Below are 25459 nucleotides of genomic sequence, written 5' to 3'. Positions count from 1 at the left end.
GACCTCACACCACCAGGAGCGAAACCGATGAAAGCATGGATACTGCTGGTCTGCCTGCCCTTCCTGGCCTCGGCCCACAAGCTGCAATTCAACCAGCCGCTGCCGCCGGTCAGCGTCAGCGACAGGGGCGAGCTGATACTGGATGGAGAACGGCTCGGGGAGCGTATCTGGGGCGTCAACGAACTGCCGGGCAAGGTACGGGTGATCCAGCATATCGCCGGACGCGGCGGCGCCAAGGAGCTGAACGCGCCGCTGATCGAGGCGATCAAGGCCGCCGGACTGCCCCGGGACCGCTACCAGACGGTGACCATCATCAACGTGGACGACGCGGTTTTCGGCACCGCGCCCTTCGTGCGCGGCAGCGCCGAAGGCAGCAAGCAGGAGTTCCCCTGGTCTTCCATCGTGTTGGACGAGCAGGGACGGGTCGCCCAACAGTGGCAACTGCAGCCGAAGAACTCAGCCATCATAGTGCTGGACAGGGAAGGACTGGTGCGTTTCGCCAAGGAAGGCGCCCTGAGCCCGCAGGAGGTCGAGCAGGTGCTGATACAGGTGCGGCAAGCGCTGGTCCAATAACAAAATAAGGCCCTGAACGGGCCTTATTTTTTATTTGGGGTTACTCTATCATGGTGGCCAGTATCCCGAGGCTCGAGATATAGCCAACAAACAGAAGCAACCAGGTCATTCTGGGTTTACCTTTTTGCATCCGGCGCTCCTTTTAAAATTCGGTGGTGAATTTTAACATGGGGTCAACATAATTCACAATCGAAAGCCGAAGCCGATGGCGCACAAACCTGCCGCACTGGATCACAAAGTCAGAAACAGCAAGACCCTGCTGTTGCAACTCGCCGAGCAACGCGGCCTGGCCGGACTGCTGCACGGCGATTCCCCCCAGAGTTTCGGCGACCGTTTCAACATCCGCCGGCAACTCGAACAGGCCGCCCGCCAGAAAAATCTCGAGACCATCATGGCACTGGCCAACCAGGAAGCCTCCGATCAGGTCGGCAACGAGCCGGATCCGGACTGGCTCAGTCATTTCCTGCTGCTGGCGGAAAACATCCGTCATCCGGCCATGCAGCAGTTCTGGGCCAGCATCCTGCTCCAGGAGATAGCCCGGCCGGGGCACTGTTCCATCCAGGCGCTGAACTGCCTGAAAAACATGACCCAGAAGGATGCCCTGCTACTGCAGAAGGCCAGTGCGCTCAGTTGCCATTTCGGGGATGAGAATCTGCGGCTGATCTTCGGTTACCAGCACAGAACCCTGCTGCAGGGCCTGCGCCAGCAGAAGCTGAACCTGGGCAAATACCGACTGCCCTACGCCGGCCTGATGCAGCTGTTCGAGCTCGGTCTGCTGCACCAGACCGAGCTCGAGTCCGGCGATCTGGCGGCCATGGCCCAGCTCAAGCTGCACCTGGCTCCGATCCGGCTGCTGCTGCATCCCCACCGCAAGGGCACCCGCCTGCTGTATTATCGCTTCAGCGCCATCGGCAACGAGCTGGCCCGGCTGATGTCCGAGCCCACGCCGGATGACTACCTGCAGGAATTGAGTACCCTGCTGGCCTTTCTGGGACGGCTCGAACAGCAGGAGTAAGCCGGCGGCCTAGCCGCAGCGCCCGATGGCTGCGGCCGAACCGTTCCCGGTCCGGGTATTGAACCAGGCCAGGGAATCGGCCAGGGCCGCCACCGAACCTATCACCATCAGCGCCGGGCTTTCCACCCGCTCCGCCAGCTCGCCCAGCTCCCGGAGCTCCCCCCGGACCACCCGCTGCCGCGCCGTGGTGCCCCGTTCGATCAGCGCCACCGGCGTGGCGCCATCCAGACCCTGTTGCATCAGCTGCCGCCGGATATGGCTCGCCCGCATCAGCCCCATGTAGATCACCAGGGTCTGCCGCCCCTTGGCCAATGCGGCCCAGTCCGGCTCCTCGCCATCCTGCTTGCAGTGGCCGGTGATAAAGACCGCGCTCTGGGCGTGGTCCCGGTGGGTCAGGGGAATGCCGGCGTAGGCGGTGGCACCGGCGGCGGCGGTGATGCCCGGCACCACCTGGTAGCGGATCCCGGCCGCCTTCAGGGTCTGCAATTCCTCAGCACCGCGGCCGAACATAAAGGGATCGCCCCCCTTGAGCCGCACCACCCGCTTGCCGGCCTGAGCTTGCTCCACCAGCAACTGGTTGATCTGCTCCTGGGGCACGCTGTGGTGACCGGCCTTCTTGCCCACCGAGATCCGCTCCGCTTCCGGGCGGATCAGCGCCAGTATCTCCTCGGACACCAGTTGATCGAACAGCACCACGTCGGCCTTCTGCAGTTCGTTCAGCGCCTTGATGGTGAGCAGATCCGGATCGCCGGGGCCGGCCCCGACCAGGATCACCTCACCCGCCGCCGGCTCGGTCATCGCCTGCCGCAGCCAGGCCTCGGCCCCCGCCTGATCCTGTTGCTGCAACAGGGACTTCAACGCCGGCTCGTCCTGGACCCGGGCCCAGAACCGGCGTCGTTCATCGCTGTTGCCGAAAGCCTGCTGCACCTGCCGGCGCAGCTTGCCCGCCACCTGGCCGAGCGCCCCCAAGTGCCGGGGCAACAGGACATCGAGCCGGGCCCGCAGCAGGCGGGCCAGCCAAGGAGCCCCACCGCCGGTGCTGAAGGCGACCTGCAGGGGAAAGCGTTCGACGATGGAGGGAAAGATCACCGCCGAGCGCTTGCTGTCATCGGCCTTGTTGACCATCAGGCCACGCCGGTTGGCGAGCTGATAGATACGGGCGTTGACTTCGGCGTTGTCGGTGGCGGCCACCACCAGGAACTGGCCGTCGAGGTGATGCTCGGCAAAGGTCGCGGGCAGCCAGTCGAAACGCTCGCGCAGGGCCTGCAATTCCCCGCTCAAGGCCGGGGCGACCAGCGTCAGGCGGGCGCCTCGCGCCAGCAGCAAACGGGCTTTGCGGGCGGCCACGGCTCCACCACCCACGATCAGGCAGGGGCGATGTTGTATCTTGATAAAAAGAGGCAGGTGTTCCATGGCCGGTTCCGTATATCCGTTGGTATGGACCGACTATAGACAGAAATGCTTATCCCACAAAATATTAAAAAATGATTTTTTATGCTTTATGGTTATTTAATCAGGACTCGAAGCAAATCCTTCCAAGACACCACGCCTTGCAGCAGCAGGTTGTCCACGACCGGCAGGCAGCTGATGTTACGCTCCAGCATCAGGCCGGCGGCACTGGCCAGGGTCGCTCCGGATGAGATGGTGACCGGCTCCCGGCTCATCACCTGATGGGCGCGCCGTTGCAGGGTGTCCCGATCCCGCTCCAGCTCGGCATCGGTCGCCAGGTAGGGGCTGAGGGCGCGGTACATATCGGCATGGGTGATCACCCCGCACAACCGCTCCTCGTCATCCACCACCAGCAGGTGACGGAAAGGCGCCTGTTCAAAAATGTCCTTCACCACCTCCAACCGATCGTCCTGGTGCACGGTGGCGATACGACGGGTCATGATATCCTGTAGCTGCATCTTGTCTCCTTGTCCGGAGCACGACAGCTCAGATACCGCTGCCGTCGGCTTCCGGAATGTCGTGCAGGCCGCATTCCCGCTTGATACCAAAGAAACGGGTATCCGCCTCGTCCATCCCCGGTTCCCACTTGACGGTGGTATGCACGTCCCCCACCGACACATAACCCTCTTCCCACAGCGGATGGTAGGGCAGGTCGAATTCCTTCAGGTAATAGTGCACCTCTTTGTTGCTCCAGTCGATGATCGGCAGGAACTTGAACAGGCCATTCTGCAGGCTCAGCACCTGCATGTTCTGCCGGGTATCGGACTGGCTGCGGCGCAGGCCGGAAAACCAGGTCGCGGCCTTGAGTTCGCGCAACGCCCGCTGCATGGGCTCCACCTTGTTGAGCTGGTTGTAGCGGGTGATGCCCTCTACCCCCTGCTCCCACAGCTTGCCGTAGCGCGCCTCCTGCCAGGCGGCGGAGGTCTGGGCCCGGTACACCCTGAGGTTCAGCTTCAGCCGCTCGGTCAGCTCGTCGATAAAGCGGTAGGTTTCGGGAAAGAGGTAGCCGGTATCGGTGAGGATCACCGGGGTATCCGGCTTCTCCCGCGTCACCAGATGCAGCATCACCGCCGCCTGGATCCCGAAGCTGGAGGAGAGCACCGGCTCTCCTTCCAGGGTGTCCAGCGCCCAGCGCACCCGCTCGGATGCGCTCATGGCCGCCAGTTCCTGATTAAGCGGGGCCAGGGCCTCCGCTTGATCCGCACGCGACAGGCTGTTCAGCTCTTCCAGGCTGGGTAACAGACTATACGGCATAGAAATCCCTCGCTGAGTCCACCACCGGCGCCACCACGCCGGCACGCACCACGAAGTCGCCGAAGCCCTCGCCGGCTTCCCGCTCGGCGGCCCAACGGCCGACCAGGCTGTCGATCTCGGCCAGGATCTGGCGGTCGGTGATGTTTTCCTTGTACATGCGCGGGATGCGGGTCCCTTCCCGATTGCCGCCCAGGTGCAGGTTATAGCGTCCGGGCGCCTTACCCACCAGGCCGATCTCGGCCAGCATGGCGCGGCCGCAGCCGTTGGGGCAGCCGGTGACCCGGAAGATGATGCTGTCGTCGGTCACCCCGTGCCTGGCCAGCACCCCTTCTATTTCGGTGACGAACTCCGGCAGGAAACGCTCGGCCTCGGCCATCGCCAGCGGGCAGGTGGGCAGCGCCACGCAGGCCATGGAGTCCTTGCGCTGCTCGGACACCGCGTCGTCGATCAGCCCGTGGGCCCGGGCCAGCTTCTCGATTTTAGCCTTGTCCTTCTTGGGCACGCCGGCGATGATCAGGTTCTGGTTGGCGGTCAGGCGGAAATCGCCCTTGTGTACCCTGGCGATTTCACGCAGGCCGCTCTTAAGCGGCTTGCCCGGGAAGTCCAGGATGCGGCCGTTTTCGATGAACAGGGTCAGGTGCTGCTTGCCGTCGATGCCTTCCACCCAGCCGAAACGATCGCCGCGGCCGGTAAATTCATAGGGACGGCTCTCGGTGAACTGGATGCCGGCCCGCTTCTCCACCTCGGCCTTGAACACCTCCACGCCCACCCGCTCCAGGGTGTACTTGGTCTTGGCGTTCTTGCGCTCGACCCGGTTGCCCATGTCACGCTGGGTGGTGACCACGGCTTCCGCCACCGCCAGGGTGTGGGACAACGGGATAAAGCCGAAGTCGGTGGCCTTGCGCGGATAGGTGGCGGTGTCGCCGTGGGTCATGGCCAGGCCGCCGCCCACCAGCACGTTGAAGCCCACCAGCTTGCCGTTGTCGGCGATGGCCACGAAGTTCAGATCGTTGGCGTGCACGTCCACGTCGTTCTGCGGCGGGATCACCACCGTGGTCTTGAACTTGCGCGGCAGGTAAGTGGAGCCCAGGATGGGTTCTTCGTCCGGGGTGTCCAGGCGCTCGCCGTCCAGCCAGATCTCCAGGTAGGCCCGGGTCTTGGGCAGCAGGTGCTCGGAGATCTTTTTGGCCCACTCATAGGCCTCCTGGTGCAGCTCGGACTCCACCGGGTTGCTGGTGCACAGCACGTTGCGGTTGACGTCGCCGGCGGTGGCGATGGAGTCGATACCGGTGCTGCTCAGGGTCTGGTGCATCAGCTTGATGTCGCGCTTGAGCACCCCGTGGAACTGGAAGGTCTGGCGGGTGGTCAGGCGGAGGCTGCCGTACATGGTGCTTTCTTCCGCGAACCGGTCGATCACCAGCCACTGCTCGGGGGTGATAATGCCACCGGGCAGGCGGGCGCGCAGCATGACGTTGTGCAGCGGCTCCAGCTTCTGGGCGGTGCGCTCGTTGCGGATATCGCGGTCGTCCTGCTGGTACATGCCGTGGAAACGGATCAGCATGAAGTTGTCGCCGTTGAAGCCGCCGGTCAGTTCGTCCTGCAGATCCTGGGTGATGGTGCCGCGCAGAAAATTGCTCTGCCCCTTGAGGCGTTCGTTATCGGACAGTTTTTGCTCGCTCATAATCAGTAAACATCCCTTTGGTAACGCTTGGCGCTGCGCAGCGCATCGACATATTCTTCGGCCTGCTCACGGCTCTTGTTGCCGTGCTCGGCCACCAGCTCGATCAGGGCCTCGTGCACGTCCTTGGCCATCTTGTTGGCGTCGCCGCACACGTAGAAATGGGCGCCCTGCTCCAGCCAGGCATAGACCTCGGCCCCCTGCTGCCTGAGCTTGTGCTGCACGTAGACCTTTTCGGCCTGATCCCGGCTGAACGCCAGGGAAATCTTGCTCAGCAGGCCGGACTTGACGTAACGCTGCCACTCCAGCTGGTAGAGGAAATCCTGGGTGAAGTGGGGGTTGCCGAAGAACAGCCAGTTCTTGCCCTCGGCGTCCCGCGCTTCCCGCTCCTGCATAAAGGCGCGGAAGGGGGCGATGCCGGTGCCCGGCCCTACCATGATCACCGGGGTGTTGTCGTCGGCGGGCAGGCGGAAGTTGTCGTTGTGCTCCACGAACACCCGCACCTGGCCGCCCTCGGCCAACCGGTCGGCCAGGAAGGAGGAGGCGCCGCCGGCGCGGGGCTCGCCTTTGCTGTCGTAGCGCACCACACCCACGGTCAGGTGCACTTCCTCTTCCACTTCGGCCTGGGAGGAGGCGATGGAATAGAGCCGCGGCGTCAGCCGGCGCAGGGCGCTCTGCAGCTGCTCGGCGGTGAGCCTGGTTTTCTTCTCCCGGGCGATGTCCAAGATCTGGTGGCTGGCGCAGTACTCGCGCAGGGCGGCCTTGTCTTCCGCCAGCTTCTGCAGCTTCTTGGCACCGGACAGCTCCGCATAGGCCTGCACGAAGCTGGCATAGCCCTGGGTCAGCTCGTAGTGATGGATCAGCGCCTCGCGGATGGAGATCACCTCCTCGTCCACCTTGACCTTGGCCTCGGCGTCCACGCCCAGTTGGGCCAGCAAGGCGTCCACCAGGGATTCGTCGTTGGCGAACCAGACTCCCAGGGCATCACCGGGCTGATAGGTCAGGCCGGATTCTTCCAGGGAGATCTCGATATGGCGGATGTCCTTGTCGGAATCCCGGCCGGTGATCTTCTGGTTGGTGACCAGTTCGGCGGTGAAGGGGTTCTTCTTGGTGTAGAGGCTGGCCACCCCATGGGTGGCGGCGGCGGCCGGTACCGTATGGTTAGCGGCTTCCACCTGCAGGGCATCCTTGAGCAACGTCACCGCGGACTTGTTCCAGCCCTCGGCGGCCCCTTCATAGTCCACGTCGCAGTCGATGCGTTCAAGGAGTCGGGTGGCTCCGGCCTTGGCCAGGTAGTCGTCGAAGTCCTTGCCGGTCTGGCAGAAAAACTCGTAGGAAGAATCCCCCAGGGCCAGCACGCCGTAGTGCAGGCCGTCCAGCTTGCCGACCTTACCGGTTTTCAACTGCTTGTGGAATTCGATGGCGTCATCGGGCGGCTCGCCCTCGCCGTTGGTGCTGGTGACGATCAGCACGTGGGTCTCTTTCTTGAGCTGCTTGACCTTGTAGTCGGCCACGTTGAACAGCTCCGCCTGTACCCCGGCGCCATCGGCCTGGGCCTTGAGCGCCTCGGCCACGCCCTTGGCGTTGCCGGTCTGTGAAGCGTAGAGGATGGTCAACTTGCCGGCCGCCTGGGCGGCGGCCGCAGGCACGGCCACGGGACCACCCTGGGCCTGCTGGCTGATGCCGTAAAAATAACCGCTGACCCAGGCCAGCTGGGTTGCACTCAGCTCGGCAGCCACCTGAGTGAGCTTATGCACTTGTTGTTCATTGAGCGGGCTGGCTGCCGCCGCGAGTTCCTTTAAAAGCATGACTTTGCCTTCCACTTTTCCAGATAGCGGATAGCTTAAGCCAGGTCAACGAACAACAATAAAGAATAAAAGATGATTTTTTATATCACCAAGTAATAACAATGCTCACCGCGCCCTGCCGGTCAATGCTGGTGGCCATGCCCGTACTGCATCTGGGCCCGGATATCCCGAACCGGCAGGGTCAGTTGCTCGGTGTCGCCATTGTCCCAGTGCAGCTCCAGGGTAACCTCGTCCTCCTCCGCCAGCGGCTGCTTTACCCCCAGCAGCATGATATGCAGGCCGCCCGGCTGCAGGCTGACCTTGCCCCCGGCCGGGACCGGGATACCGTCCACCGGCCGCATCTGCATCACCCCGTCCTGCTCCTGCACGCTGTGCAGCTCCACCTTTTCCGCCGCCGGCGAGCTGACCGCCACCAGAATGCGCTCCTGATCGCCGCCATTTTCCAGCTGCATAAAGGCCGCCGTGTTCGGCCCCATCGGCGGGGTCGCCCGCACATAGCCTTCGCTGACCGTCACCTGAGCCCAGGCGGCGCCACTCAGCAACATCACCGCACACAGCAAGCCGGTTTTTTTCATCATGAAATCCTTATGGAGCAAAGAGGGCCCAAGCTTACCCCAGCGAGCGGGGTGAAACCATGACCCAGCGCAGGGGGGGCCGCGCCTGGCAGACCAAGAAAAAAGGGCCCCCTTGCGGGAGCCCTTGTCTTATCAGCGAGTCGAGATAGCTTATTCTTCGTTACTACCGGCAGCATTCAGCAGATCGGCCAGACTTTGCTCGGCTTCGTCCGCCGAAATCTGTGCCGGCTGCTCCGGCTGACGTTTGGCCTGGCGGCCCTGATGGTAGGCAAAACCGGTACCGGCCGGTACCAGACGGCCCACGATCACGTTTTCCTTCAAACCGCGCAGGTCGTCTACCTTGCCGGAGACGGCCGCCTCGGTCAGCACCCGGGTGGTTTCCTGGAAGGACGCCGCCGAGATGAAGGATTCGGTGCTCAGTGACGCCTTGGTGATGCCCATCAGCACATGGCGGTAGCCGATCAGGCGCTTGCCCTCGGCTTCCAGCGCCCGGTTGGCCTGGCGGATGCGCACCACTTCGGCCTGTTCGCCTTCGATGAAGTCGGAGTCCCCGGAGTTCATGATCTCGGCACGACGCAGCATCTGACGGACGATGGTCTCGATGTGCTTGTCGTTGATCTTGACGCCCTGCAGACGGTAAACCTCCTGCACCTCGTTGACGATGTAGTTCGCCACCGGGCTGATACCGCGCAGACGCAGGATATCGTGGGGAGATTCCGGGCCGTCGGCCAGTACTTCGCCCTTTTCGACCTTTTCACCTTCGAACACGTTGAGGTGACGCCATTTCGGGATCATCTCTTCGTAGGCATTGCCCCCTTCCAGCGGCGTGATCACCAGGCGGCGCTTGCCCTTGGTTTCCTTGCCAAAGGAAATGGTGCCGGATACCTCGGCCAGGATGGCCGGCTCTTTCGGCTGGCGGGCTTCGAACAGGTCGGCAACCCGCGGCAGACCACCGGTGATGTCCTTGGTACCGCCGGACTCCTGCGGGATACGCGCCAGGGCGTCACCCACGTTGAGCTGGGCACCGTCTTCCAGGCTGACGATGGCACGACCGGGCAGGAAGTACAGGGCCGCCAGGTCGGTACCGGGGATGAACACATCCTTGCCGGCTTCGTCGACCAGCTTCACGGTCGGACGCAGTTCCTTACCGGCGCTGGGACGCTCGTTCACGTCCATCACCACGATGCTGGACAGACCGGTCAGTTCGTCGGTCTGGCGGCTGATGGTCACGCCGTCGATCATGTCGATGAACTTGATGCGGCCCGCCACCTCGGTGACGATGGGGTGGGTGTGCGGATCCCAGTTGGCTACTACCTGGCCGGCCTGCACGGTTTCGCCGTCGGCTTTTTCCAGCAGGGCGCCGTAGGGCAGCTTGTGGTTTTCCCGGGTCTGGCCCATGTCGTCGATGATGGTCAGCTCGGAAGAACGGGACACGATAACGGTCTTGCCGTCGGCGTTGGTCACGAACTTGGCATTCTGCAGCTTGACGGTACCGCTGTTCTTGACCTGGATGCTGCTCTCGGCCGCCGCCCGCGATGCCGCACCACCGATGTGGAAGGTACGCATGGTCAGCTGGGTGCCCGGTTCACCGATGGACTGGGCGGCGATAACACCGACCGCTTCACCCTGGTTGACCAGGTGGCCACGGGCCAGATCGCGACCGTAACAGTGGGCGCAGACGCCGTGGTCGTTGTCACAGGTGATCACGGAGCGCACTTTCACCCGGTCGACCGAGTTGGTCTCGAGGATGTCACACCATTTCTCGTCGAGCAGGGTGTTGCGCGCCACCAGCACTTCCTCTTCGGTGGCCGGCTTGATCACGTCTTCGGCCACCACCCGGCCCAGCACGCGCTCGCGCAGCGGCTCGACCACGTCACCGCCTTCGATCAGCGGGGTCATCCACAGACCTTCGTGGGTACCGCAATCGTCGGTGGTGATCACCAAATCCTGGGCCACGTCCACCAGACGGCGGGTCAGGTAACCGGAGTTGGCGGTCTTCAGCGCCGTATCCGCCAGACCCTTACGGGCACCGTGGGTGGAGATGAAGTACTGCAGTACGTTCAGGCCTTCACGGAAGTTGGCGATGATCGGGGTTTCGATGATGGAGCCGTCCGGCTTGGCCATCAGGCCCCGCATACCGGCCAGCTGACGGATCTGCGCCGCGCTGCCCCGGGCGCCGGAGTCGGCCATCATGAAGATACTGTTGAAGGAATCCTGCAGCTCTTCCTGGCCGTCGCGGTTGATCACCGTGTCCTTCGACAGGTTTTCCATCATCGCCTTGGACACCCGCTCGTTGGCACTGGCCCAGATGTCGATAACCTTGTTGTAGCGCTCGCCGGCGGTCACCAGACCGGACTGGAACTGGTCCTGGATCTCGGTTACTTCGGCTTCCGCCTCGTCGATGATGTTCTTCTTGGCATCCGGGATCACCATGTCGTTGATGCCGACGGACACGCCGGACAGGGTGGCGTAGTGGAAACCGGTGTACATCAGCTGGTCGGCGAAGATAACGGTATCTTTCAGGCCCAACCGGCGGTAACAGCCGTTCAGCAGGCGGGAGATCTGCTTCTTGCCCATGGCCTGATCGATCATGCCGAAGGGCAGGCCCTTGGGCACGATCAGGCTGAGGATAGCGCGGCCGATGGTGGTGTCGCGGATGGCGGTTTTTTCCACCACGCTGCCGTCTTCCATCTTCTCGAAGTCGGTGATACGCACCTTGACCCGGGCGTGCAGCTCAGCGTGGCCGGCACGATAGACCTTCTCGGCCTCTTTCGCGCTGGTCAGCAGCATGCCTTCGCCCTTGCCGTTGATCTTTTCCCGGGTCATGTAATACAGACCCAATACCACGTCCTGGGACGGGACTATGATCGGCTCGCCGTTGGCGGGTGACAGTATGTTGTTGGTGGACATCATCAGCGCGCGGGCTTCGAGCTGGGCTTCCAGGGTCAGCGGCACGTGGACCGCCATCTGGTCACCGTCGAAGTCGGCGTTGTAGGCCGCACACACCAGGGGGTGCAGCTGGATGGCCTTGCCTTCGATCAGCACCGGCTCGAACGCCTGGATACCCAGACGGTGCAGGGTCGGCGCCCGGTTCAGCAGCACCGGGTGCTCGCGGATCACGTCGTCCAGGATATCCCAGACCACGGCTTCCTCGCGTTCCACCATCTTCTTGGCCGCCTTGATGGTGGTGGCCAGGCCGCGGGATTCCAGCTTGCCGTAGATGAAGGGCTTGAACAGTTCGAGCGCCATCTTCTTGGGCAGGCCGCACTGATGCAGGCGCAGGGTCGGACCCACGGTGATCACCGAACGACCGGAGTAGTCAACCCGCTTGCCCAGCAGGTTCTGACGGAAACGGCCCTGCTTACCCTTGATCATGTCGGCCAGGGATTTCAGCGGGCGCTTGTTGGAACCGGTGATGGCGCGGCCACGACGGCCGTTGTCCAGCAGGGCGTCTACCGACTCCTGCAACATCCGCTTCTCGTTGCGCACTATGATGTCCGGCGCGGCCAAGTCCAGCAGGCGCTTCAAACGGTTGTTGCGGTTGATCACCCGGCGATACAGATCGTTCAGATCCGAGGTCGCGAAGCGGCCGCCGTCCAGCGGTACCAGCGGACGCAGGTCCGGCGGCAGCACCGGCAGCACCGTCATCACCATCCACTCGGGCTTGTTGCCGGAGAAGTGGAAGGCTTCCATCAGCTTGAGACGCTTGGTGATCTTCTTGCGCTTGGTTTCGGAGTTGGTGGAATCCAGCTCCTCGCGCATGGTATTGATCTCGCCTTCCAGATCGATGGCACGCAGCAGGGACAGTACGGCTTCGGCACCCATCTTGGCGTCGAATTCGTCGCCCCACTCTTCCAGCGCATCCAGGTACTGTTCTTCAGACAGCATCTGGCTACGCTCCAGGTTGGTCATGCCCGGCTCGATCACCACATAGGATTCGAAATACAGCACCCGCTCGATATCGCGCAGGGTCATGTCCAGCAGCAGGCCGATACGGCTCGGCAAGGATTTCAAAAACCAGATATGAGCCACCGGGCTGGCCAGCTCGATGTGACCCATGCGCTCACGACGCACCTTGGTCTGGGTAACTTCAACGCCACACTTCTCGCAGATCACGCCGCGGTGCTTGAGGCGCTTGTACTTGCCGCACAAACACTCGTAGTCCTTGACCGGACCGAAGATCCGGGCGCAGAAAAGGCCGTCACGCTCCGGCTTGAAGGTACGGTAGTTGATGGTCTCCGGCTTCTTGACTTCGCCATAGGACCAAGAGCGGATCATGTCCGGCGACGCCAGCGCGATTTTGATACCGTCAAACTCTTCAGTCTTACTCTGCGCTTTCAAAAACTTAAGCAAGTCTTTCACGTTAGTCTCCTGTGAGGAGTTCTACCTGGGCGCCCCCCTCCCCTGAAGAAAAGGGGCGCCGTTATTTCCGAGGCCGTCTGTCGCCTTAACTTTCTTCCAGCTCGATGTTGATACCGAGGGAGCGGATTTCCTTCAACAGTACGTTGAAGGACTCGGGCATGCCCGGCTCCATGCGGTGGTCGCCATCCACGATGTTCTTGTACATCTTGGTACGGCCGTTCACATCGTCCGACTTGACGGTCAGCATTTCCTGCAGGGTATAGGCGGCACCGTATGCTTCCAGTGCCCACACTTCCATTTCCCCGAAACGCTGGCCACCAAACTGGGCTTTACCGCCCAGCGGCTGCTGGGTTACCAGACTGTAGGAGCCGGTAGAACGGGCATGCATCTTGTCGTCCACCAGGTGGTTCAACTTCAGCATATACATATAGCCCACGGTCACCGGCCGCTCGAAGGAGTTGCCGGTACGACCGTCGTACAGGGTGATCTGGCCGGATTCCGGCAGATCCGCCAGGGTCAGCAGGCGCTTGATCTCGTGCTCGCGGGCACCGTCGAAGGCCGGCGTGGCGATCGGCAACCCCTTGCGCAGGTTCTCGGCCAGCACCTTGACTTCCGCGTCGGAGAAGGTGGACAGGTCCACTTTCTGCCGCACGCCATCACCCAGATTGTAGACTTCCTGGATGAATTCGCGCAGCCGGGCCAGTTCCTGCTGCTGTTTGATCATGCGGTCGATCTTCTCGCCGATGCCCTTGGCCGCCAGGCCCATGTGGGTTTCGAGGATCTGACCGATGTTCATCCGCGAGGGTACGCCCAGCGGGTTCAGCACGATATCGACCGGGGTGCCGTATTCGTCGTGAGGCATGTCTTCGATGGGAACAATGGTGGAGATAACCCCCTTGTTACCGTGACGACCGGCCATCTTGTCGCCGGGCTGGATGCGACGTTTCACCGCCAGGTAGACCTTGACGATCTTCAGCACGCCCGGGGCCAGATCATCACCCTGGGTGATCTTGCGCCGCTTGTTCTCGAACTTCTTGTCGAAGTCGGCCTTCAGCTCGGCATACTGCTCGGCGATCTGCTCCAGCTCGATCTGCTTGCCTTCGTCGTCCACCGCCTGTTCCAGCAGCTTGCCGTTGGCCATCTTCTCGACCTTGTCGGCACTCAGGCCGGCGGCGATCAGCACGGAACGGGCACGGGCGAAGATGCCGTCCTCGAGGATGCTGAACTCTTCGGTCAGGTCTTTCTTGGCCTGCTTGAGCTGCATCTGCTCGATGTCCTGGGCGCGCTTGTCCTTCTCCACGCCGTCGCGGGTGAAGACCTGCACGTCGATCACGGTACCGTACACGGAATTGGGCACCCGCAGCGAAGAGTCCTTCACGTCGGACGCCTTCTCGCCGAAGATGGCGCGCAGCAGCTTCTCTTCCGGGGTCAGCTGGGTTTCACCTTTCGGCGTCACCTTGCCGACCAGGATGTCACCGGGCTTCACTTCCGCGCCCACGTAAACGATGCCGGACTCGTCCAGCTTGCTCAGCGCGGCCTCACCCACGTTGGGGATGTCGGCGGTGATCTCTTCCGGACCCAGCTTGGTGTCGCGGGAGATACAGGACAGCTCCTGGATATGGATGGTGGTCAGGCGATCTTCCATCACCACCCGCTCGCTGAGCAGGATGGAGTCTTCGAAGTTGTAGCCGTTCCAGGGCATGAAGGCCACACGCAGGTTCTGCCCCAGGGCCAGTTCGCCCAGGTCGGTGGACGGGCCGTCGGCCAGCACGTCGCCACCCATCACCAGCTCGCCCGGCATCACGCAGGGACGCTGGTTGATGCAGGTGTTCTGGTTGGAACGGGTGTACTTGGTCAGGTTGTAGATGTCGATACCGGCTTCGCCGGGCAGCATCTCTTCCTCGTTGACCTTGACCACGATGCGGGAGGCATCAACGTAGTCGACCACACCACCGCGCTTGGCGACCACGGTCACCCCGGAGTCGACCGCCACGGCACGCTCGATACCGGTGCCTACCAGCGGCTTGTCCGCCTTCAGGGTCGGCACCGCCTGACGTTGCATGTTCGACCCCATCAGGGCCCGGTTGGCGTCATCGTGCTCGAGGAAGGGGATCAGCGAGGCGGCAACGGAGACGATCTGCTGCGGGCTCACGTCCATGTACTGGACCTGATCCGCGTTCATGTAGGTCGCTTCGCCCTTGTGACGGGACGGTACCAGCTCGTCCAGCAGACGGCCTTCTTCATCGGTGGCCGCGTTGGCCTGGGCGATCACAAAGTGGCCTTCCTCGATGGCGGACAGGTAATCCACCTCGTCGGTGATCTTGCCGTCCACCACCCGCCGGTACGGGGTCTCGAGGAAACCGTACTCGTTGGTGCGGGAATAGCAGGCCAGGGAGTTGATCAGACCGATGTTCGGACCTTCAGGGGTCTCGATCGGACACAGACGACCGTAGTGCGTCGGGTGTACGTCGCGCACTTCGAAGCCGGCGCGCTCACGGGTCAGGCCGCCCGGGCCCAGGGCCGAGATACGGCGCTTGTGGGTCACTTCCGACAGCGGGTTGTTCTGGTCCATGAACTGGGACAGCTGGCTGGAGCCGAAGAACTCCTTCACCGCCGCCGAAATCGGCTTGGCGTTGATCAGATCCTGGGGCATCAGGGTATCCAGATCGCCCAGCGACAGGCGCTCTTTCACCGCGCGCTCGACCCGCACCAGGCCGACACGGAACTGGTTCTCGGCCATTTCGCCGACGGAGCGGATGCGACGGTTGCCCAGGTGGTCGATATCGTCCACTTCGTCGTTGCCGTTACGGATGGCGATCAGCTGCTTCATCACGTCGACGACGTCGGACTTGGTCAGGGTACCCGGACCATTCAGCTCTTCCCGGAACAGGCGCCGGTTGAACTTCATCCGGCCCACGGTGGACAGGTCGTAGCGGTCTTCGGAGAAGAACAGGTTCTCGAACAGGGTCTCGGCCGCTTCGCGGGTGGGCGGCTCGCCGGGACGCATCATGCGGTAGATTTCCACCAGCGCCTCGAGGCGGCTGGAGGCGGAATCGATGCGCAGGGTCTCGGACATGTAGGCGCCGTGATCCAGTTCATTGGTGAACAGGGTCTCGAACTGCTTGAAGCCGGCCACAGACAGGTTGGCCAGGTTTTCCAGGCTCAGCTCGCTGTTGGCGGCGACGATCACTTCACCGGTATCGGCGTTGATGTAGTCCTTGGCCGATACCTTGCCGACGGCGTATTCCACCGGCACTTCAATCTGCTCTACGCCGGCCTTTTCCAGTTGGCGGATATGGCGGGCGGTGATGCGACGACCGGTTTCCACCACGGTTTCGCCATCGATCACGATGTCGAAAGAGGCGGTTTCACCGCGCAGGCGCTCGGGCTTGAGCTCCATCATCAGCTTGCCATCGACCACTTCGAACCGGGTGGTGTCGAAGAAGGTGGCGAGGATGTCTTCGGTGGTGAAATCGAGCGCGCGCAGGATAATGGACGCCGGCAGCTTGCGGCGACGATCGATACGCACGAAGAGGTTGTCTTTGGGATCGAATTCGAAATCGAGCCAGGAACCACGGTAGGGGATCACGCGAGCGTTATACAGGACCTTGCCGGAGGAGTGGGTCTTGCCGCGATCGTGATCGAAAAACACACCCGGGCTGCGGTGCAGCTGGGAGACGATTACCCGCTCGGTACCGTTGATGACAAAGGTACCGTTCTCAGTCATGAGCGGGATTTCGCCCATGTAGACTTCTTGCTCTTTGATGTCCTTGACAGTGCCGGCGGCGGCTTCTCTGTCGTACAGCACCATGCGCAACTTGACGCGCAGCGGCGCCGAATAAGTCACGCCGCGGATTTGACATTCCTGCACGTCAAATACGGGCTCACCCAGGCGATAGCTGACATACTGCAGCTCGGCAGTGCCAGAATAGCTAGTGATAGGGAAAACGCTGCGGAAAGCCGCTTCCAGGCCGTACTCGCCTTGAGGATCTGCTTCAATAAACTGTTTGAAGGAGTCAAGCTGGATTGACAGCAGGTAAGGCGTGTCCAAGACCTGGTCACGCTTACCGAAGTCCTTACGAATGCGTTTTTTCTCTGTGTAAGAGTAAACCATAGGGTTCCTCAGCTCGCTGATAAGTGACCCACTCTGTCCAAATGGGACAGCTCTAAAAACACCGTTTTTTGTCAGACCGGGTCTCTCGACAAAACCCGGTGGCTGGTACAACAAGGGGCGCAAACGGTGTGAAAATTCCCCTCATCCCACAGCGCAAAAGGGCCGGTGAATAAAGATTCACCAGCCCTAGCCCGATTGCTCAGGCCGCTAAGCTATAGTCTAGCTTATTTGAGCTCAACAGAAGCACCGGCTTCTTCGAGTTCTTTCTTCAGTGCTTCGGCTTCGCCTTTGCTCAGTTGCTCTTTAACGGCAGTCGGAGCAGCTTCAACCAGTGCCTTGGCTTCTTTCAGGCCCAGACCGGTGGCGCCACGAACGGCTTTGATAACGGCAACCTTGTTGGCGCCGGCAGCGGTCAGCATGACGTCAAATTCGGTCTGCTCTTCTACGGCAGCGGCAGCATCGCCAGCAACGGCAACGGCAGCGGCGGCAGAAACGCCGAACTTCTCTTCCATGGCTTCGATCAGTTCAACAACCTGCATTACAGACATTTCTGCAACGGCTTCGATGATTTGGTCTTTAGTGATAGACATGACTCAAATTCCTAATGTTCTGAAGTATACGGTAATCAAGCAGCCAAATACGCCTTAGGCGGCTTCGGCTTCTTTCTTGTCGCGCAGGGCAGCAAAAGTACGAACCAGCTTGCCAGCGGAGGCTTCTTTCATGGTCGCCATCAGCTTCGCAATTGCTTCGTCGTAAGTCGGCAGCTTGGCGAGGCGGTCAATTTGGGCTGCGGGGATAAATTCGCCCTCGTACGCCAGACCCTTCACCTCAAACGCGCTCTGCTCTTTGGCAAAGTCCTTGAACAGACGAGCGGCAGCGCCCGGGTGTTCGTTGGAAAACGCGATCAGGGTCGGACCAACAAATACCTCTTTCAGGCATTCGTAGTTGGTCTCTTCCACTGCCAGGCGAGCCAGGGTGTTACGGACTACCTTGAGGTAGATACCGTTGTCACGGGCTTGCTTGCGCAGGGTGGTCATGGCAGCCACAGTCACGCCGCGAGAATCGGCAACGACTGCAGACAGGGCGCCCTTGGCAGCTTCGTTGACTTCAGCAACAATTGCTTTTTTGTCGTCGAGTCTTAATGCCATTGGCTAAACTCCTGGATTCCACCTGGGAAATTCCCAGATTAAACACACGCCTCGGAATCGAGGCACCAAGGTGGCAGATTCCAGAAGAAAGGAATGCTTTCTAACTGGGTCCCGGCACCATCTACGCTGGAAGATTAAGCCCGGAGGCTCCAGCGGTCTTGGACGGGAGTCGAAGCCCCCAACCAAATAACAAGGCGCGAAATTCTACGAGAATTGCCGCGCCTTGTAAACGCTTAATTAAGCAACATCCAGGCTTGACTGCTCGATGGATACGCCGGCGCCCATGGTGGTGGACAGGCTCACCTTCTTGATGTACTGGCCTTTGGAGGAAGCCGGCTTGGCACGCTTCAGCGCGGCCAGCAGGGACTCCAGGTTGCCTTTCAGCTTGTCGTTGTCGAAATCAACCTTGCCGATGGTGGTGTGGATGATACCGTTCTTGTCGTTACGGTAACGCACCTGACCGGCCTTGGCGTTTTGCACGGCTTCGGCCACGTTCGGGGTAACGGTACCCACTTTCGGGTTCGGCATCAGGCCACGCGGGCCCAGGATCTGGCCCAGTTGGCCCACGACGCGCATCGCGTCCGGAGAGGCGATCACCACGTCAAAGTTCATCTCGCCTTTCTTCACCTGGTCGGCCAGGTCGTCCATGCCGACCAAGTCGGCACCGGCGGCCTTGGCGGCCTCGGCGTTGGCGCCCTGGGCGAACACGGCCACGCGCACGTCACGACCGGTACCGTGGGGCAGCACGGTGGCGCCACGCACGTTCTGGTCGGATTTACGGGCGTCGATACCCAGGTTAACGGCCACATCGATGCTCTCAACAAACTTGGCGGTGGCCAGTTCTTTCAGCAGGGCGATGGCTTCGTTGATGTCATAATCTTTGGTGGCGTTCACACGCTCACGGATGGTGCGCATACGCTTGGTCAGTTTTGCCATTGTCTTAGCCCTCCACTACCAGGCCCATGGAACGGGCAGAACCTTCGAGGCAACGCACGCGGGCGTCAACGTCAGCGCCGGTCATGTCCGGCTCTTTGGTCTTGGCAATTTCTTCCAACTGAGCACGGGTAACGGTACCCACTTTCTCTTTGTTGGGCTTGCCGGAACCGGACTTGACGCCGGCCGCTTTCTTCAGCAGGAAGGCGGCGGGCGGGGTCTTGGTTTCGAAGGTGAAGGAGCGGTCACTGTAGACAGTGATGATCACCGGAGTCGGCGCGCCTTTTTCCAGGCTTTCGGTACGGGCGTTGAACGCCTTACAGAATTCCATGATGTTAACACCATGCTGACCCAGGGCAGGACCAACGGGCGGACTCGGGTTAGCTGCACCGGCTGCGACTTGCAGCTTGATGTAGGCTTGTACTTTTTTAGCCATTTGAAAATTACCTCAAAAATGGGTGTTAGCGCCTCGGAGCAGTACTCCTCTAACGGCTCCCCAATGATAAAAGGGCGGCAAATTGTAGTGTGATTTGCCGCCCCTCGCAAGTTTTATGGCTGAATTTCGCTCAGGTTTTTTCCACCTGCCCAAACTCCAGCTCTACCGGAGTAGAGCGGCCGAAGATCAGCACCGACACCTTGACCCGGCTCTTTTCGTAGTCCACTTCTTCCACCACGCCGTTGAAATCGGCGAAGGGACCGTCGGACACCCGCACCACCTCACCCGGCTCGAACAGGGTCTTGGGTTTCGGCTTGTCCACCGCGTCCTGCAGACGATTGAGGATGGCATCGGCTTCCTTGTCGGAGATCGGTGCAGGGCGTTCGGGGGTGCCGCCGATAAAGCCCATCACCCGCGGGATGCTGCGCACCAGGTGCCAGGTGCCGTCGTTCATCTGCATCTGCACCAGCACGTAGCCGGGGAAGAACTTGCGTTCGCTCTTGCGCTTCTGGCCGGCGCGCATTTCCACCACTTCTTCGGTGGGTACCAGCACTTCGCCGAACTGATCTTCCATGCCGTGCATCTTGATATGCTCGCGCAGCGACTTGGCGACGCGACCTTCATATCCGGAAAACGCCTGGACCACATACCAACGCATTCTTTGTTCTGACATGGCTTATCCTTATACTCCGGTAACCAGATTGACCAGCCATACCAGCAGGCCATCCAGCAAAAACAGGAAGAGGCCAACCAGTGCGGTGACGGCCAATACGATCAGCGTGGTCTGGATGGCTTCCTGACGCGTCGGCCAGACGACCTTGCGCATTTCCAGACGAGACTCCCGGGCAAAGGCGAAGCTGCTCTTGCCTTTCTGGGTCTGATAGGCCAGCGCACCGGCGATACCTACGGCCACGACCACGCCAGCCGCACGAATAAATACTGCCAGATCACTATAGAGATAGTTGGCGACCACGGCCGCAATCAAGATAATGAAAACCAGACCCCACAGCAGGGTGTCTTTGGCCCCGCCCTGGCTCTCAGCGTTTGCACTCATAAGCTACCTGTTTATAAACTTGAGTCCGTTACAGACACAAAAGCCCCGCTGTTGGCGAGGTGGGTGGCAGGGGCGGAGGGACTCGAACCCCCAACCGTCGGTTTTGGAGACCGCCGTTCTACCAATTGGAACTACGCCCCTAATACAAGAAAGCCCCTATTATAGGGGCTTTCCGGTGCGATTGTAAGCGCTATTACTCGATGATTTTGGCTACAACGCCAGCACCAACGGTACGGCCACCTTCACGGATGGCGAATCGAAGACCCTCTTCCATCGCGATGGGCGCGATCAGGTTGACCACCATCTTGATGTTGTCACCCGGCATCACCATCTCGACACCTTCCGGCAGTTCGATGGTACCGGTCACATCGGTGGTACGGAAGTAGAACTGCGGGCGGTAGCCCTTGAAGAACGGGGTGTGACGACCACCTTCTTCCTTGGACAGTACGTACACTTCGGACTCGAACTGGGTGTGCGGCTTGATGGAGCCGGGCTTGGCCAGCACCTGACCACGCTCAACGTCTTCACGCTTGGTACCACGCAGCAGGGCACCGATGTTCTCACCGGCACGACCTTCGTCCAGCAGCTTGCGGAACATTTCAACGCCGGTACAAGTGGTGCTGGTGGTGTCCTTGATACCGACGATTTCGATGGTGTCACCCACTTTCACGATACCGCGCTCAACACGGCCGGTGACCACGGTGCCACGACCCTGGATGGAGAACACGTCTTCGATCGGCATCAGGAAGGCACCGTCGATGGCACGCTCGGGCTCGGGGATGTAGCTATCCAGGGCGTTGGCCAGCTCGATGATCTTCTCTTCCCACTGGGCATCGCCTTCCAGGCCTTTCAGGGCGGAACCCTGGATAACCGGAATATCGTCGCCCGGGAAGTCGTACTCGGACAGCAGTTCGCGCACTTCCATTTCTACCAGCTCGAGCAGCTCTTCGTCGTCGACCATGTCGCACTTGTTCATGAACACAACGATGTAGGGAACGCCTACCTGGCGGGCCAGCAGGATGTGCTCGCGGGTTTGCGGCATGGGGCCGTCGGTGGCGGCAACCACCAGGATGGCGCCGTCCATCTGGGCCGCACCGGTGATCATGTTTTTCACATAGTCGGCGTGGCCGGGGCAGTCAACGTGAGCGTAGTGACGGATTTCGGTGTCGTACTCGACGTGAGAGGCGGCGATGGTGATACCACGGGCTTTCTCTTCCGGGGCATTGTCGATCTGGTCGAACGCGCGGGCGGCACCACCGAATTTCTTGGCCAGGACGTTGGTGATGGCAGCGGTCAGCGTCGTTTTACCGTGGTCAACGTGGCCGATGGTGCCGACGTTCACGTGCGGTTTTTTACGTTCAAATTTTTCTTTAGACATGCTCGTCCCTCTAACTGGTTGGGTGGTGAGCTATACCACGCGAGTCGCAAGTAGGAAGTATATAACAAAAAAGGTCTGAGGGTGCCTGAGCAAAGAAGTGGTGCTGATACCCGGATTCGAACTGGGGACCTCACCCTTACCAAGGGTGCGCTCTACCAACTGAGCTATATCAGCACTGGAGCGGGCAGCGGGAATCGAACCCGCATCATCAGCTTGGAAGGCTGAGGTAATAGCCATTATACGATGCCCGCGGTTTTCTTTACCTGAACTACCTCAAACCGCTTTTCAGACCCGCGCTGGGCGAGCCTGGAAACTGGTGGAGGGGGCTGGATTCGAACCAGCGAAGGCTGAGCCGTCAGATTTACAGTCTGATCCCTTTGGCCACTCGGGAACCCCTCCAAATTTTAACTGGTGCCGGCAGAAGGAGTCGAACCCTCGACCTACTGATTACAAGTCAGTTGCTCTACCAACTGAGCTATGCCGGCACACGAGCGAGGCGAATTCTAGGGCATGGTCGCGGCCGGATGCAACACCTTTGCGGCAAGTTTTTCGACCGCCGCGTTCAAGCGCACAAAAAAGCGTCAGAAAACCCGCTTTTGCACCGTATTCCCGCCGCCCCGGCCGATTTCCCACGCCGGTACGGGCCGCCGGCGGTGCCACGCTCAGCCTTGTTCATCCCGGGACCATGGTGTATCGTCCCCGGGCCAATACAGGACACGCCCATGAAGATAGACAATTACTCACCCTATCTGGCCTTTTCCCGCGAAACCTGGTCAGAATTGCGCGATGCCGTGCAATTGCCGCTTTCGGAAGCAGAACTCAAGCGTCTGCGCGGCATCAATGACAAGGTTTCCCTGGCGGAAGTCCGGGATATCTACCTGCCCCTGTCTCGCCTGCTCAACCTCTATGTCAAGGCCAAGCAACGGCGCAACCGGGTGCTGGATCAGTTTCTCGGCAAGGAGCCGCACCATGTGCCCTATGTGATCAGCATCGCCGGCTCGGTGGCCGTGGGCAAGAGCACCACCGCCCGCATCCTGCAGGCCCTGCTCGAACGCTGGCCCCAACACCCCAAGGTGGCGCTGGTCACCACCGACGGCTTCCTTTATCCCAACCATGTACTGGAACAGCGCGGGCTGATGCAGAAAAAAGGCTTTCCCCAGTCCTACGATATCCGCCGCCTGGTGCAGTTCGTGTCCGACATCAAGTCGGGCAAGCCCAGGGTCACAGCGCCGGTCTATTCCCACCTGGTGTATGACATAGTGCCGGATCAGGAAGCGGTGGTGGAACAGGCGGACATCGTGATCATCGAGGGGCTGAATGTGCTGCAGAGCGGCATGGATTATCCCCACGAGCCGCACCGGGTGTTCGTGTCCGACTTCGTGGACTTCTCCATTTTCGTGGACGCGGACGAGCGGCTGCTGAAAACCTGGTACGTGGAGCGTTTCCTGAAACTGCGCTCCGGCGCCTTTACCGACCCCGAGTCCTATTTCCACCACTATGCCCAGCTGTCGGAAGAGGAGGCGGTTACCATCGCCAGCCGCATCTGGCAGGAAATCAACTACAAGAACCTGAAGCAGAATATCCTGCCCACCAAGGACAGGGCCGAATTGATCCTCACCAAGGGCAGAGCTCACGAGGTCGAGCAGGTCTGGCTGAAAAAATAGTCAGTTGCCGCGCAGGGAAATTTCTCCACCCAGGAAGCTCCGGATGCCCTGCGGGGTTTCCAGCCGCAACCCGCCCTGCTCGTCGATCCCCCGGGCGATGCCGTGGATTTCCTGCTCTCCCATCAACACCCGCACCGGCTTGCCGTTGAAGTAGTCGAGCCGGTTCCACTGCTCACGAAAGGCCGCTATACCCTGTCGCTCGAACCGGTGCAGATAGTCGTGCAAACGCCCGACCAGTCCGATCACCATGCCGTTGCGATCCCGGATGTCGGCGATGCCGGCCAGCTCGGCCCAAGGCTGGTTGATGCGCTCCTGCTCGCCCTTGGGCAGCAGCAGGTTGAGTCCCATGCCGATCACCAGATGGCAGGGGCCGCCGGCGGTACCGGACATTTCCACCAGGATGCCCGCCAGCTTGCGACCGTCGTAATACAAGTCGTTCGGCCACTTCAGCTCGACCCCGGCGAAGCCCTGCTCCGCCAGCGCCTCGACCACGGCGATGCCCACCACCAGGCTGAGCCCCATGGCCGCCGCCATGCCCTGCTCCAGCCGCCAGTATAGGCTCATGATCAGCTGGCCACCGAAGGGGGAGATCCAGTGCCGGCCGCGCCGGCCCCGGCCGGCGGTCTGGCACTCGGCCAGGCAGACGTCGCCCGGGTTCAGCCGGCCGATGGACTCCAGCCAGTACTGGTTGGTGGAGCCGATCACCGGCACCACCTCGACCCGCGCCGGGGCCAGCTCCCGGCTCAGGCGCGGCGGTTCCAGCAGTTGCAGGGGCACCGCCAGCCGGTATCCCTTGCCGCTAATGCTGTAGATATCCAGCCCCAGCGCCTTCAGCGCCTGCACATGCTTGCTGACCGCCGCCCGGCTGACGGACAAGGCTTCCCCCAGCTGTTCGCCGGAATGAAACTGACCGTCGGCCAGCCTCTTGAGCAGCGCTTCCCGCAGCGGTGTCAGTTCAGACATGCCAGCGCCTCGTCCAGGCTGGTTTCGCCGCGGCGGCCAACCATCCGAACTTCCGGCTCCAGCCGCACCCCGAACTGCTGTTCCACCCGCTCCCGTACCAGCGTCGCCAACCGGATCACGTCCTCGGCCGTGGCCCCGCCCAGGTTGACCAGCACCAGCGCCTGCCGGACATGCACGCCGGCGCCGCCGACCCTGGCCCCCTTCAGGCCGGCCTTGTCGATCAGCCAGCCGGCGGCCAGCTTGGCCCTCCCCGGCTCCGCCGCAAACACCGGCAGCTCGGGCCAGGCCAGTCGCAGGGCCTGGGCCTGGGCCTGCACCACCTTGGGGTTTTTGAAGAAGCTGCCCGCATTGCCCAGCACTTTGGGATCCGGCAGCTTGGCCTGGCGGGTGGTGCATACCTGTTCGAAAATCTGCTGCGCCGACGCCTGTCCACCCAGCTCCGCCAGGGGGCCATAACCCAGCACCGGCTGCCAGGCCTTGGGCAGGCGCAGGGTCACGCTCAGGATAAGGTGATGCCCGGCTTCGTGCTTGAACACGCTGTCCCGGTAGCCGAACCGGCAGTCGGCGGCCGACCAGTGGCGGATTTCCCCACCCTGCCAGTCGAAGCTTTCCACCGCCTCGCAGAACTGCGCCAGCTCGACTCCGTAGGCCCCGATGTTCTGGATCGGGGCGGCGCCGACGGTGCCGGGGATCAGCGCCAGGTTTTCCAGCCCCGGCATGCCCTGCGCCAGGGTCCAGCACACCAGCCGGTGCCAGTTTTCCCCGCCTTCCGCCCGAACCCGCCAGGCATCGCCGGCGTCGGTGACGGTGATGCCCGTCAGCCGGTTGACCAGCACGGTGCCGTCAAAAGGGGCGGTGAACAGCAGGTTGGATCCTTCCCCCACGAACAGCAGCGGCTCCTCGCCACGCTCCCGCCACAGGGTCTGCAGTTGGCTCCGCTGCTCCAGCACCACCAGGTGGCGGGCGCTCTGCTCGAGGCCGAACGTATTGAAAGGAATAAGGGATGACGGGGTCGTCGACATGATGGAACATCCTGAATAAACGCCGGCCCAGTG

Annotated in this window: 20 protein-coding genes and 5 tRNA genes; 3 read left to right on the top strand and 22 right to left on the bottom strand. The window is 61.5% G+C overall.

What is annotated here, in order from left to right; all coding sequences use genetic code 11:
* Positions 1-27: 27 nt before the first annotated feature.
* A complete protein-coding gene (locus tag C7H85_RS17465) occupies positions 28-573 on the top strand; it encodes a YtfJ family protein (protein ID WP_106730990.1) in 546 nt (181 codons plus the stop codon).
* Between the two features lie 205 nt (positions 574-778).
* Entirely contained in the window at positions 779-1588 is an 810-nt protein-coding gene (locus C7H85_RS17460; RefSeq protein WP_106730989.1) for a TIGR03899 family protein, read from the top strand.
* A gap of 9 nt (positions 1589-1597) precedes the next feature.
* On the opposite strand, the gene cysG is transcribed toward C7H85_RS17460, so the two are convergent.
* The 20 genes from cysG to C7H85_RS17360 all read right to left on the bottom strand — a co-directional run bounded on the left by cysG (position 1598) and on the right by C7H85_RS17360 (position 22262).
* A complete protein-coding gene (gene cysG, locus C7H85_RS17455; RefSeq protein ID WP_106730988.1) occupies positions 1598-3001 on the bottom strand; it encodes a siroheme synthase CysG in 1404 nt (467 codons plus the stop codon).
* 92 nt (positions 3002-3093) lie between these two features.
* Entirely contained in the window at positions 3094-3495 is a 402-nt protein-coding gene (locus C7H85_RS17450) for a CBS domain-containing protein (RefSeq protein ID WP_106730987.1), read from the bottom strand.
* 28 nt (positions 3496-3523) lie between these two features.
* Positions 3524-4291: a phosphoadenylyl-sulfate reductase gene (locus C7H85_RS17445; protein WP_106730986.1), complete on the bottom strand. Its 768-nt coding sequence runs from the start codon at positions 4289-4291 to the stop codon at positions 3524-3526.
* Positions 4281-5972, bottom strand: a complete 1692-nt coding sequence (cysI, locus tag C7H85_RS17440) for an assimilatory sulfite reductase (NADPH) hemoprotein subunit (protein WP_106730985.1) — start codon at positions 5970-5972, stop codon at positions 4281-4283. Before cysI ends, C7H85_RS17445 begins: the two co-directional genes overlap by 11 nt.
* Positions 5973-5974: 2 nt before the next feature.
* Positions 5975-7777 carry an assimilatory sulfite reductase (NADPH) flavoprotein subunit gene (locus C7H85_RS17435; RefSeq protein ID WP_106730984.1) on the bottom strand — a complete coding sequence of 601 codons (1803 nt, stop codon included), beginning with the start codon at positions 7775-7777 and terminating at the stop codon, positions 5975-5977.
* Between the two features lie 122 nt (positions 7778-7899).
* Complete coding sequence (locus C7H85_RS17430; RefSeq protein WP_158260117.1) at positions 7900-8352, bottom strand: copper chaperone PCu(A)C; 453 nt, start codon at positions 8350-8352, stop codon at positions 7900-7902.
* Positions 8353-8502: 150 nt separating this feature from the next.
* The gene (gene rpoC, locus C7H85_RS17425; RefSeq protein ID WP_106730982.1) at positions 8503-12714 is read right to left on the bottom strand and encodes a DNA-directed RNA polymerase subunit beta'; all 4212 of its coding nucleotides are present in this window, start codon (positions 12712-12714) and stop codon (positions 8503-8505) included.
* Positions 12715-12799: 85 nt separating this feature from the next.
* Complete coding sequence (rpoB, locus tag C7H85_RS17420; RefSeq protein WP_106730981.1) at positions 12800-16828, bottom strand: DNA-directed RNA polymerase subunit beta; 4029 nt, start codon at positions 16826-16828, stop codon at positions 12800-12802.
* A gap of 224 nt (positions 16829-17052) precedes the next feature.
* The gene (gene rplL / locus C7H85_RS17415) at positions 17053-17418 is read right to left on the bottom strand and encodes a 50S ribosomal protein L7/L12 (protein ID WP_106730980.1); all 366 of its coding nucleotides are present in this window, start codon (positions 17416-17418) and stop codon (positions 17053-17055) included.
* Between the two features lie 54 nt (positions 17419-17472).
* Positions 17473-17976 carry a 50S ribosomal protein L10 gene (rplJ, locus tag C7H85_RS17410; protein ID WP_106730979.1) on the bottom strand — a complete coding sequence of 168 codons (504 nt, stop codon included), beginning with the start codon at positions 17974-17976 and terminating at the stop codon, positions 17473-17475.
* Positions 17977-18213: 237 nt separating this feature from the next.
* Positions 18214-18912, bottom strand: coding sequence for a 50S ribosomal protein L1 (gene rplA / locus C7H85_RS17405; protein WP_106730978.1), 699 nt, complete (start codon positions 18910-18912; stop codon positions 18214-18216).
* A gap of 4 nt (positions 18913-18916) precedes the next feature.
* Entirely contained in the window at positions 18917-19345 is a 429-nt protein-coding gene (gene rplK / locus C7H85_RS17400; protein ID WP_106730977.1) for a 50S ribosomal protein L11, read from the bottom strand.
* Positions 19346-19475: 130 nt separating this feature from the next.
* Entirely contained in the window at positions 19476-20018 is a 543-nt protein-coding gene (gene nusG, locus C7H85_RS17395; protein ID WP_106730976.1) for a transcription termination/antitermination protein NusG, read from the bottom strand.
* 9 nt (positions 20019-20027) lie between these two features.
* Positions 20028-20399, bottom strand: coding sequence for a preprotein translocase subunit SecE (gene secE / locus C7H85_RS17390; RefSeq protein ID WP_106730975.1), 372 nt, complete (start codon positions 20397-20399; stop codon positions 20028-20030).
* 64 nt (positions 20400-20463) lie between these two features.
* Positions 20464-20540, bottom strand: a tRNA-Trp gene (locus C7H85_RS17385).
* 52 nt (positions 20541-20592) lie between these two features.
* Positions 20593-21777 carry an elongation factor Tu gene (gene tuf / locus C7H85_RS17380; RefSeq protein WP_106730974.1) on the bottom strand — a complete coding sequence of 395 codons (1185 nt, stop codon included), beginning with the start codon at positions 21775-21777 and terminating at the stop codon, positions 20593-20595.
* A gap of 98 nt (positions 21778-21875) precedes the next feature.
* Positions 21876-21951: transfer RNA gene (locus tag C7H85_RS17375), tRNA-Thr, on the bottom strand.
* Between the two features lie 2 nt (positions 21952-21953).
* Positions 21954-22028 (bottom strand) — tRNA-Gly (locus C7H85_RS17370).
* Between the two features lie 63 nt (positions 22029-22091).
* Positions 22092-22176, bottom strand: a tRNA-Tyr gene (locus tag C7H85_RS17365).
* Positions 22177-22186: 10 nt separating this feature from the next.
* Positions 22187-22262, bottom strand: a tRNA-Thr gene (locus C7H85_RS17360).
* A gap of 237 nt (positions 22263-22499) precedes the next feature.
* Between C7H85_RS17360 and coaA the strand changes: the two genes are divergently transcribed.
* The gene (gene coaA, locus C7H85_RS17355) at positions 22500-23441 is read left to right on the top strand and encodes a type I pantothenate kinase (RefSeq protein ID WP_158260116.1); all 942 of its coding nucleotides are present in this window, start codon (positions 22500-22502) and stop codon (positions 23439-23441) included.
* On the opposite strand, the gene birA is transcribed toward coaA, so the two are convergent.
* Both birA and murB read right to left on the bottom strand, forming a co-directional pair.
* On the bottom strand, positions 23442-24404 hold the full coding sequence (birA, locus tag C7H85_RS17350; RefSeq protein WP_106730972.1) for a bifunctional biotin--[acetyl-CoA-carboxylase] ligase/biotin operon repressor BirA: 963 nt from the start codon (positions 24402-24404) through the stop codon (positions 23442-23444).
* On the bottom strand, positions 24392-25426 hold the full coding sequence (gene murB / locus C7H85_RS17345) for a UDP-N-acetylmuramate dehydrogenase (RefSeq protein WP_106730971.1): 1035 nt from the start codon (positions 25424-25426) through the stop codon (positions 24392-24394). The genes birA and murB overlap by 13 nt, the downstream gene beginning before the upstream one ends.
* Between the last annotated feature and the right edge of the window lie 33 nt (positions 25427-25459).

It is taken from the genome of Zobellella endophytica (assembly GCF_003012775.1).
GTDB classification, from domain to species: domain Bacteria; phylum Pseudomonadota; class Gammaproteobacteria; order Enterobacterales; family Aeromonadaceae; genus Oceanimonas; species Oceanimonas endophytica.
Note: the sequence above shows the minus strand (reverse complement) of the source record. Positions and strands in the feature narration are given on the sequence as shown.

Coding starts and splice junctions, on each gene's coding strand:
- nusG (WP_106730976.1), bottom strand. CDS start 20,018: ATGTCAGAACAAAGAATGCGTTGGTATGTGGTCCAGGCGTTTTCCGGA.
- C7H85_RS17450 (WP_106730987.1), bottom strand. CDS start 3,495: ATGCAGCTACAGGATATCATGACCCGTCGTATCGCCACCGTGCACCAG.
- secE (WP_106730975.1), bottom strand. CDS start 20,399: ATGAGTGCAAACGCTGAGAGCCAGGGCGGGGCCAAAGACACCCTGCTG.
- C7H85_RS17445 (WP_106730986.1), bottom strand. CDS start 4,291: ATGCCGTATAGTCTGTTACCCAGCCTGGAAGAGCTGAACAGCCTGTCG.
- rplA (WP_106730978.1), bottom strand. CDS start 18,912: ATGGCAAAACTGACCAAGCGTATGCGCACCATCCGTGAGCGTGTGAAC.
- coaA (WP_158260116.1), top strand. CDS start 22,500: ATGAAGATAGACAATTACTCACCCTATCTGGCCTTTTCCCGCGAAACC.
- cysG (WP_106730988.1), bottom strand. CDS start 3,001: ATGGAACACCTGCCTCTTTTTATCAAGATACAACATCGCCCCTGCCTG.
- birA (WP_106730972.1), bottom strand. CDS start 24,404: ATGTCTGAACTGACACCGCTGCGGGAAGCGCTGCTCAAGAGGCTGGCC.
- rpoB (WP_106730981.1), bottom strand. CDS start 16,828: ATGGTTTACTCTTACACAGAGAAAAAACGCATTCGTAAGGACTTCGGT.
- rplK (WP_106730977.1), bottom strand. CDS start 19,345: ATGGCTAAAAAAGTACAAGCCTACATCAAGCTGCAAGTCGCAGCCGGT.
- C7H85_RS17465 (WP_106730990.1), top strand. CDS start 28: ATGAAAGCATGGATACTGCTGGTCTGCCTGCCCTTCCTGGCCTCGGCC.
- C7H85_RS17460 (WP_106730989.1), top strand. CDS start 779: ATGGCGCACAAACCTGCCGCACTGGATCACAAAGTCAGAAACAGCAAG.
- rplL (WP_106730980.1), bottom strand. CDS start 17,418: ATGTCTATCACTAAAGACCAAATCATCGAAGCCGTTGCAGAAATGTCT.
- C7H85_RS17430 (WP_158260117.1), bottom strand. CDS start 8,352: ATGAAAAAAACCGGCTTGCTGTGTGCGGTGATGTTGCTGAGTGGCGCC.
- C7H85_RS17435 (WP_106730984.1), bottom strand. CDS start 7,777: ATGCTTTTAAAGGAACTCGCGGCGGCAGCCAGCCCGCTCAATGAACAA.
- tuf (WP_106730974.1), bottom strand. CDS start 21,777: ATGTCTAAAGAAAAATTTGAACGTAAAAAACCGCACGTGAACGTCGGC.
- murB (WP_106730971.1), bottom strand. CDS start 25,426: ATGTCGACGACCCCGTCATCCCTTATTCCTTTCAATACGTTCGGCCTC.
- cysI (WP_106730985.1), bottom strand. CDS start 5,972: ATGAGCGAGCAAAAACTGTCCGATAACGAACGCCTCAAGGGGCAGAGC.
- rplJ (WP_106730979.1), bottom strand. CDS start 17,976: ATGGCATTAAGACTCGACGACAAAAAAGCAATTGTTGCTGAAGTCAAC.